The organism is Croceicoccus gelatinilyticus, from assembly GCF_018398395.1.
In the GTDB taxonomy this organism is placed as follows: domain Bacteria; phylum Pseudomonadota; class Alphaproteobacteria; order Sphingomonadales; family Sphingomonadaceae; genus Croceicoccus; species Croceicoccus gelatinilyticus.
On sequence record NZ_JAHCBF010000023.1, the window covers coordinates 1 to 8,473 of the forward strand.

At 57.5% G+C, this 8,473-nt stretch carries 5 protein-coding genes; all 5 read right to left on the reverse strand.

Going from position 1 to position 8,473, the window contains the following annotated elements:
• The coding region (locus tag KIH45_RS18665) for a hypothetical protein (RefSeq protein ID WP_213177469.1) at positions 1-257 on the reverse strand (257 nt) is incomplete at its 3' end.
• 15 nt (positions 258-272) lie between these two features.
• Positions 273-4,070: a DEAD/DEAH box helicase gene (locus KIH45_RS18670; protein WP_213177470.1), complete on the reverse strand. Its 3,798-nt coding sequence runs from the start codon at positions 4,068-4,070 to the stop codon at positions 273-275.
• A gap of 3 nt (positions 4,071-4,073) precedes the next feature.
• Positions 4,074-5,459: an EH signature domain-containing protein gene (locus KIH45_RS18675; protein WP_213177471.1), complete on the reverse strand. Its 1,386-nt coding sequence runs from the start codon at positions 5,457-5,459 to the stop codon at positions 4,074-4,076.
• Positions 5,456-6,175 (reverse strand): OmpA/MotB family protein, encoded by a 720-nt coding sequence (locus KIH45_RS18680; RefSeq protein WP_213177472.1) that lies wholly within the window; start codon positions 6,173-6,175, stop codon positions 5,456-5,458. The genes KIH45_RS18675 and KIH45_RS18680 overlap by 4 nt, the downstream gene beginning before the upstream one ends.
• Positions 6,175-8,094: an anti-phage ZorAB system protein ZorA gene (gene zorA / locus KIH45_RS18685; protein ID WP_213177473.1), complete on the reverse strand. Its 1,920-nt coding sequence runs from the start codon at positions 8,092-8,094 to the stop codon at positions 6,175-6,177. Before zorA ends, KIH45_RS18680 begins: the two co-directional genes overlap by 1 nt.
• Positions 8,095-8,473 lie beyond the last annotated feature (379 nt).

Consider the following 8,473-nt stretch of genomic DNA (forward strand, 5'->3'; position numbering starts at 1 on the left):
CAGTTCCTCAAACCGGAGACCATCTCCGGCTTGCGAACATCCAGAAGAAGCAGGGCATGGGAGGACTGCACCGCAGGCCTGAAGGGCCGAAGGGAAACCTGTTCATGACGGGTGGTGCGGGCAGGCGCGCGAAGCGCGACAACACGGCCGGAAAGGAACGGGTTGCGGCTCCTCAGCTGACCTGGTTCAGGACTGTTCGCGAAGAAAGCCGGATGGGTATCGGGTGCAGGTCTGAAGGTGCCAAGACCCTGCTGCAATCAGACTACTTTGCGTTAGGCGGCAGTATCGAGAGCGGGCTCACGAAAGGCATTCACTGTGCATGCATTTCGGGCAGTCATGACGCCGTCGATGCCTCGACCGAGATCCCAAATCACTTTCTCACCATTCTCGAGTAGCGCGGTGACCGACCTATCGTGGAGGTCCTCTGCCGAGCGCCGAGATTTCTGAATGTGGCGGAATTCGGCATCAGGTAATTTGCCGGCCATCCGCGATTGCAGGTCGCGACTTTGTTCATCGTCACTTTCCCAGCAATCTTTGACGGAATCCGCGTCGAAGCTCTTCACTTGGACATGGGTCACACCCCGCGACGCCTTGGCGAAGCGAACAACGAAGTCGACCAACCGGCGACGTGCCGCCTCGTTTGCGCAACAATAAGGATCAATGATCCTCAAGCTCTGGATCGAGCATCCTTCGATGTGCTGGTTGAATATGGTCCAGTCACGCATACCACCAACTTCATAGACCACCCTGCGAACCTCGGTAACGCGGGATTCCGCGGCCTCGACCGGTGACTGTATGGCGCTCTTCGCGACAGGCTTGGCCGAAAGGATCGGGCGATCTTGCCGTGTCGGGGGCGCCTCGCTTCGAGCTGAAGAGATTGACTCACCGTCATCCGCTACGGCCTCGTCATCGCTATCGCTTTGGGTAGACGATTGCGCTGCTATTCCCTCTTCTGAAGTCGATACGACATGGGTCGGTGCAGGCGTCAGCTCGTCCGATGCGCTGCCCTCATTGAAAGGTGCGCCGCGATCAGATTCCGGCATATCAATTGAGGCAGGGTCTGGTGGCTCGCTCGTTTGCGAAGCGGCAGGCTCGCCGGCGCTCTCGTGCTTAGTTGGAGTTGGTTTCTCGCCATCAAGCACCGCTGACAACATCTCGTCGATGTCCGAGGCTGACTCAGGTGGAACGAGCAAGCCACGGCTTAGCTCGCGCTTGCGCTCCATCAGCCGATTTAGACGAACATCAAAGCTGCTGGGTCCGATTGCGTCGTCCGGATGCACCGCCATCGGGATATGGACGGTAACGGGCTTGTCCTGTCCGATGCGATAAACGCGATCTGTGGCCTGATCCTCGACCGCGGGGTTCCACCAGCGGGAAAGGTGGATGACGTGATTAGCGGCAGTGATTGTAAGGCCGACACCGCCAGCCTTCGGAGACAGAATCATCACGTCGAAGCCAGCCGGCCTCGATTGGAACTTCGTCACCATATCCTGGCGCTTACTACCTGCTACTGATCCGTTGATGATCTGTACTGCGTGTGAGAGCCCGAAGCGCTCTTGGAAGGCAATTGCGAGGAACGCCTGCATGTCGAGGTCCTCGCAAAAGACGAGCGCCTTCTCGCCTTTGCGCGATATCTCATCGAGCAGCTCGAAGGTCTTCGCTAGGCGAGCCGAAGAGCTGATGTATCCCTCAAAGTCATCAAGTCCGACAGGAGGCTTTGGATGGAGCGATGTCCCGCGAAGCATATGCAGGATCTTCAGCATCGCGCCTTTGTCGCCGCTTTGGCGCAAGGCCCTGGCGCGAGCGAGGACCCGATCATATGCGTCAGCCTGCTCCCGCGGCATCGACACCTCGTAGGGGACCACCTCCTTACTGGGGAGCCCGGTAAGTAAGGCTTCCTTCATTCGGCGAAGCATGAACGGCGGAGCAACGCCATCGCGTTCTATCAACTGGTCCTGAAGCGCTTTCAGTGCATCACTGTCATCCGCCGAATAGGTTCTCTCGAATTCCTTACTCGACCCCAGGAAACCCGGGAACACAACGTCAGCAATGGACCACAGGTCCTGGAGTCTGTTCTCGACGGGAGTACCGGTCATCCCTACCTGAATGTCCGCGTTCAGCGCCTTGGCAGCCCGCGTCATTTGACTTGCAGGGTTCTTGAGCTTCTGGATCTCGTCGTAGATGATGGCCGAGAAGGGAACCCGCGCGAAGCTCATATGGTAGTCGCGCATAGTTTCGAAAGTCGTCAGGACCACCCCCGCGTCCTTCCAATGCGACACGTCGAGCTTCGAAGTACCACCACGGATATCGTTGCCCGCTTCGAGCCGTAGCGATTTGAGGTTCGTGCCGAACGCTTCGACAATCTCACCCAACGCCCCATGCTCGAGGTGCAGCTTAATCTCGGCTTGCCAGTTTCGTAGAAGGCCAGTCGGGGCGACAATCAACACTGGCTGGCCGGGGGCTTTGATCGACCGAAGCCAAGAGAGAAACGTGAGCGCCTGGAAAGTCTTCCCGAGACCCATATCGTCAGCAAGCAGTAGGCCCGGAACCTTACGGTCCCAAGCTTCGGTCAACCACGCAAATGCTTCGATCTGGTGGGGCTTCGGCGACGAGCGAACGCAAGCTGGAATCGGCGGTGGAACGAAGTTTACCGCATCTGTCGCCTGTGCAGTGAGGCGCGAATATTCGAGCGTCTCAAAGTTCTCGCCAACCTTGAGAAAATAGGTCGGCAGCTGGGCAGGAAGCTCCTGATTATCGCTGCCTTTCTCAGTATCATTGGCAATCTCGGTTTCCAGATCGACGACGCTTTTGACCGCGGTTCGGGAAACCGGAGTCGCCGGTACGTCTTCACCTTTGAAAGCGGTAGTTTTTTGGCCTCCGTCGATGGCCCTATCGATCTTGCCCAAAAGCTCTTCGGCTTCACCGGGTTTGAGATCGACATGGACGACGTCAGGTTCTTCCCCGATGCGAATTCCAAAGCTTTCTGGGAGCCAGCTGTTGGGCTTTGGTTTGATCCACGGCAAGACCGGCTTCTGCCAAGTCTCGATACCCGCCACGCGCTCAGAGTATTGCTGGGTCTCGATAAAGAGGCGGTCGGCTGCTTCGTCGTCGCCAGTATCATCGAGCGCCAAACGCTCGCGGATATAGGCCTGCGGTGAGCGCGCGAAATCCTTGCGTTCATCGCCTGTCGCCGACTGCTTTTCGCGGACAATGTCCAGCGCTTTGCCGAGCAAGGGATCGACGAAGAGTATGGTGCCGTCAGAGAGAAGGTAACTGCGTTTGCCTCCTCTCTGCGACCGGAAGCGAGTGCTGAATTTCTGCTGCTCAAAGTCAGTGAGCAGTGCGGTCTCGTTCGCATCAACAAGGTCGCCGTCTTCGTTTTCGCCGACTGATCTCGAAAACAGAACCGGATCGAAGTCGAACAAGCCGCCATGTGTTCTCAAGTCGAGCGAGAAGTTGGCGGCGTAGGCGATGCGGACCTTGGATATGAAACCGTCCGGCTTGACCGCATCGCCGTCCATATCTCCGAGCATCTCGCGCAGTTCGGCGAAGCGCGCTCGGCGCTCATCGCCGTCACCAGCGGCTGCCAGCCGGTCAACTTGTAGGTTTGTCGAATATATCGGCTCCGCTAGCCTCGCTGTGCCACTAGACTCACGAATTCGTGCGCCCGTCACTTTCACGCGTACAGGCATGCCACCGCGCCGCAGCCACTTCTTCGCGACCGAGATGGTCCCATCATGCAGGGCCCCTGAAGCGTCTAGCTCGAGTGTGAGATTGGTTGCGGGTGGTAGACCCAATGAATGCGCTTCGTGCTCAGTCAGAGGAGCAATGCACTCGGGTGGAACGATTAGCCCATCATCATCTTCGGCGATTGCTTCTGCACCGGGTAGCGAACGAAGGCGCGAAAGTGCCGCCATACCGGCTGGCGGCGCCAAGCGTATCCACTCTGCTTTTGGGATGAGCTCGGATTTAGCTTTGCGAAGGAAACCGGCCTCGCGCTGCCTACGGAGTTCGATGCGCTCCTTGCCGTCGGCGAACTGAGTTGCTGTGAACGCGACCGTTTCTGCCATTGATTAATACCCTCGGCCATATTGGGGGTGCGCCACGCCTGTGCGACTATGGATCAGCTTCGCAATCTTGGGGCGCCAGCGCCCGCCGGCGTCATGTCCGACATAGGCGAAGTCAGATTTGCCCTCCATCGTACGTAGCTGACCGTTGTCGTACCTGTTCTTGAAGAGGGCTGGTGCGTCCGGGTTGCCGCTTGACCAGAAGCGGCAATACCCATTGTCGCTCCACTCTGAGATTGTCAGATCTCCAATTCGGAGCAGTAGTGACGACGATGAGGTTGGCCCATTTTGCGTGATCCCGTGCTCCAGTCGTTCACCTTGGGAACGAGCGACATTACGTATTTGATTTCTGGCTCTGGGGCCCAAAGCTGGCCACGCATCCGTCACCAATCCGGCGTCGAGATAGGCTAGCCAAAACTCTTGGCGCTGCTTCCACTGATCAGGCCGGTCAGTCGTTTCGGCGATCGCGCGGAAGAACATCCGCATTGCGGCATCGGTCAACCATCTGCGCAACACGCCGATGATCTCGTCGGCCCGGTCGCCTCCTACGTCATCCGCGATGTGCGCGTGGATCGGCACCCATTTCTGTTTCTTCGGGTACAGCCGAGGGTCGGCAACTCGGTCCAGCAGGAATGCTGTAATGGCTTGTCTATGTGCCGACTCGGGGCGGCCGTTGACCCAGGGCTCGAGGAGGGCTCTGACGATTGCTGCCGCATCATCGAATTGATCTTCCCGCTCGAGAAGGTCGAGCAGATTTCTCTGCGCTAGGACTGCTTGCTCTTCCTTACGGCTCGCGATTTTAAGGCAGCCTCTGCCAAAAGCTAATTGGCCAACACGTGTGGCAAATGGGCTCGCGCCAAGGCCTGTGTCCGCGCATGTAGAGACGAAAGCATCGCGCTCGTCAGCAGCCATCGCCGCGGCAAGTGCTTCAATTGCATTTGAAGGTTGAAAGAGTGCGTACCGCTCTGATCTATTTCGCCAAGCGCCATCCTGATCCCGCGTTAGCTCTGTGCAGGCGTTCGCCAGCTTTTCGATGACACCGCGCTCGAGCGGAAAATAGATGAGGTAGCCATCAATGAGGGCGCGGGTGGAGCTGCTCCGCCTGTCAGCCAGCGCTCGTTCGAGCGCAGAGATGCCGAGATTCTCAAACTCATCATCGCACCACGCGCCGCGAAGCACCCGGTTCAATTCGCCGCGCTTTAGATCAGAAACGGAGCGTTTCTGGCATTCCCGCAAGAACGGTATAAGCTCCTCCTGGTCTTCTGCAGCTTCAACGTCGCTTCCCAGCAAGGCGAACGCATGATGGATCTGGGGCAATATTGACGGCGGCTTAGGAAAGCCGTGTCTGGCTATCCCTTCCATCCTATCGATTGCACCGCGGATGAAGTTCATTGGACCAGAGTGTCCCGTGAAAGCGCACCCGGGCTCATCATCAAGAAGCGTAGGTCAATGCGTCTGTTGCGCGCTTTGGCTTCATCACTGTCGCCTGGGTCCACAAACCGATCCGGGCCATAGCCGCTCAGGCTCAGTATCTTCGCAGACCCTGGCGCGTTTTCTGGCAGATTGCGCATCTGATCGACGATCGGGTTGCCAGCCTTGAGCGCACGAAATGTATTGGCGGCGCGCATGACCGACAGGTCGTAATTGTCCATGCCGCCCGACATGCGATCCGTGTCCGTGTGACCTTCCACAAAGATCGCATCGACCCGGTGCGGACTGCGTTCCCCATCGCACTGTGCTCCCTCGGTGTAGCACGGAAGGATCTGCGACATCGCGTCGGCCACCTTCTGCACAGCGAGTTCACCGCGAGGCGTGAGAGTGAACCGGCCGCTTTCGAAAAGGACATCGTCTGGCAGGCGCAAAACGCCTGTCTCGATATCGATGGTCACTTCGAGCCCTTCTTCTTTGAGGGCCTCCGCCATATCCTTCAATATTTCGGCTCTGGCCTGATTGGCTCCAGTTAGTTCGGCCGTCCGGGCCTGGAGGTTGAGCGCGAAATAGGCGAGCAAGATAATGAAGATCAGTACCAGACCCACCATGAGGTCAGTCATGGAGATGAAGTAGCTCTCGCTCTCTTCCTGTGGTTTTCGAAGCAGGCGGGCTTCCATTATTCAGCGGCCTCCGCTTTCTGTGCCGACAGAGCTGCCGCGAGATCCTCCACCGTATCACTTAGGCTTTCGAGGGGACGCAATGCGGCCGCAAGTTGTGACACACCCTTGCCCAGCGCTTCATCGACCTCGCCCACACGCGTCGTAAGACTCTGCGCTTGGCTGCCCGCAGCCTCAGTCAGCATGTTGAGCGCTTCGCCCAATGACTTGTCCACTTCATTGAAGCGAGCACGGTAGTCAGACCAGGCTTCTTCTGCCGCACTAGCGGTTGCCTTGAGTGCCTCAGAGATCTCACGCATCTCTTCGCGTGTCATTTCTGCATTGCGAGCATCATTCGCAACTGCCGTGGACATCGCGAGCATCGCTTCTTTGATCGAAGAGGCGGACTCGCGCAAAGGAGCAGTAGCCTCGCGCACGTCATTCGCGACGCTTCCCAGCGATGTAGAAATATCGCTTGAGCGATCCGCAACGCTTTCGATTCCGCGGGTGTAGTCACCCATGGCCCGGTTGCTGCCATCAAGCGATGTCGCGGCTGTCCCAATGCTTGTCGAAGCTTTGCGCATCTCCTCAACCAGAGGCTCGCCAGCTTCGTTGAAGTTCTTGACGAATTGCCCGAAGGATTCAGTCATCGCCTCCTGACCAGTTTCAGCAGCCTTACGAGCTGCGTCCGCCGTTGACTTTCCGAACTCTCCAGCGGACTCAGCCATCTTCGCGCGCATCTGGTCGAGGCTCGTGCCCACCCGCTCGAGAAGTTCGCCAAGGCGCTTACGGGCCTGCTCGCTGGCTTCTTCACTGTCGGCGCGCATGCGCTCAGCAACAGCTGCGAAATTGCTGTTCAGCTCGCCAAAGGCCGAGCGCATTTCTTCCGAGGCCTGACTAAACCGGCGCACAGCCTCCTCGATCTGCTGATCTGCCGAGCTCGTCTGCCTTTCTAGTCGCTCAGCCATGGTACCAAGCGAGTTCGACATGCCAGTGATCGCACCCGCGAGATCGGCCATCTGCGCTCCCGCCCCATCACTAATCGCTTTGTGGACAGCTTCACCCCCGCCGCCGCTAATTGAATTCATATCGCGTTCGATTGATCCGAGGCTGGTGACCATAGGTGCGAACTGCTTCTCGAGCGTCTCTTCTAGAACTACGGCCAATTGCTCGGAGAAGCCCTTCAGAGCCGGGGTCTGATCTTCGAGCTGCTTCAGCTGATCGGCAGCTATCCGCTGTGGCGGCAAATAGGCCATACCGTGTTCAAGAAGGTCGCAAAGGCGAGCGAGCCCCTCATCGACTTTCTTAGCAAAGCGATAGTCGACCGAGCGCAAGATGATCGATGCGACGATGCCGCCAACCGACGCCCAGAACTTAGCGCCGGCAACCTGCATCAATTCATTGAGCTGCGATTGCATAGCATCAGGGCCGCCACCCAAATCCAGCGTCGAGAGCGCGGCGATAATACCTAGGAAGGTGAAAAGCAGGCCTACTGCAATCGCAATGTTTGCGAACCAGCCAAGTGCTCGGTGACGCTCACCGAGCAGCAGAAAGAAGTTTTCCGGGCGAACGGTGTTCTGAAGCACCTCAGCATTGGGATTGACGATCGTCTCGCGGTACTCCTCCCACGCACGACGCAAATGAAAGACCTCTTCGTGCGAGGCTTCCATCATCTTCTCATCGATATCAAAATAGGCCTCCGCGAAGGCCAGCCGAGCGTCATTTGAAGGAGCGTTGCTCCCCCCGATCTTCTCGGAAATCAGCTCGTTACGCTCATTGATGGCGCTAAGCAGCGGCCAGTGATGATTGCGACGATAACGCCAAGCGATCATGATCGCGGCCGAAATGAGGAGCAGCGCGATGATAAACGCCATCGCCTCTCCAACGCCAGGAACCGCAGTGAAAAACCAGATTAAACTCTGCCCGAGTCTATCAATCATTAGGCCCCCTAAAAGCGAGTTGAATAGCTTCGAATCTTTAAGAAAAATCAATTACTCGTACTAGAACTTAACGGCAATCCGGGCCGCGGCATATGCTCACTTGCGGCCTAATGATGCTATGACCTTAACCTATCCAGACCATTCGCCAATGGGGGTTGAATGGGGTCAGATTTACGCCGGTAGGCGGTCTTCTATTTCAACGCAGCGCTATGGAAATCGACCTGCATCATATGAAGCTTTGAGAGCGTTTCTGCCTGTCCGGAACGGTGTCGGCTTCGTTTTGCTCTACTCAGCCCTCTTCCCTAGGCTCAGGACCCATTGATTGGCGAGAGGCGATGTGATTCAGGCTCCGGGAGGAGATTGATCATGAACGACCTGT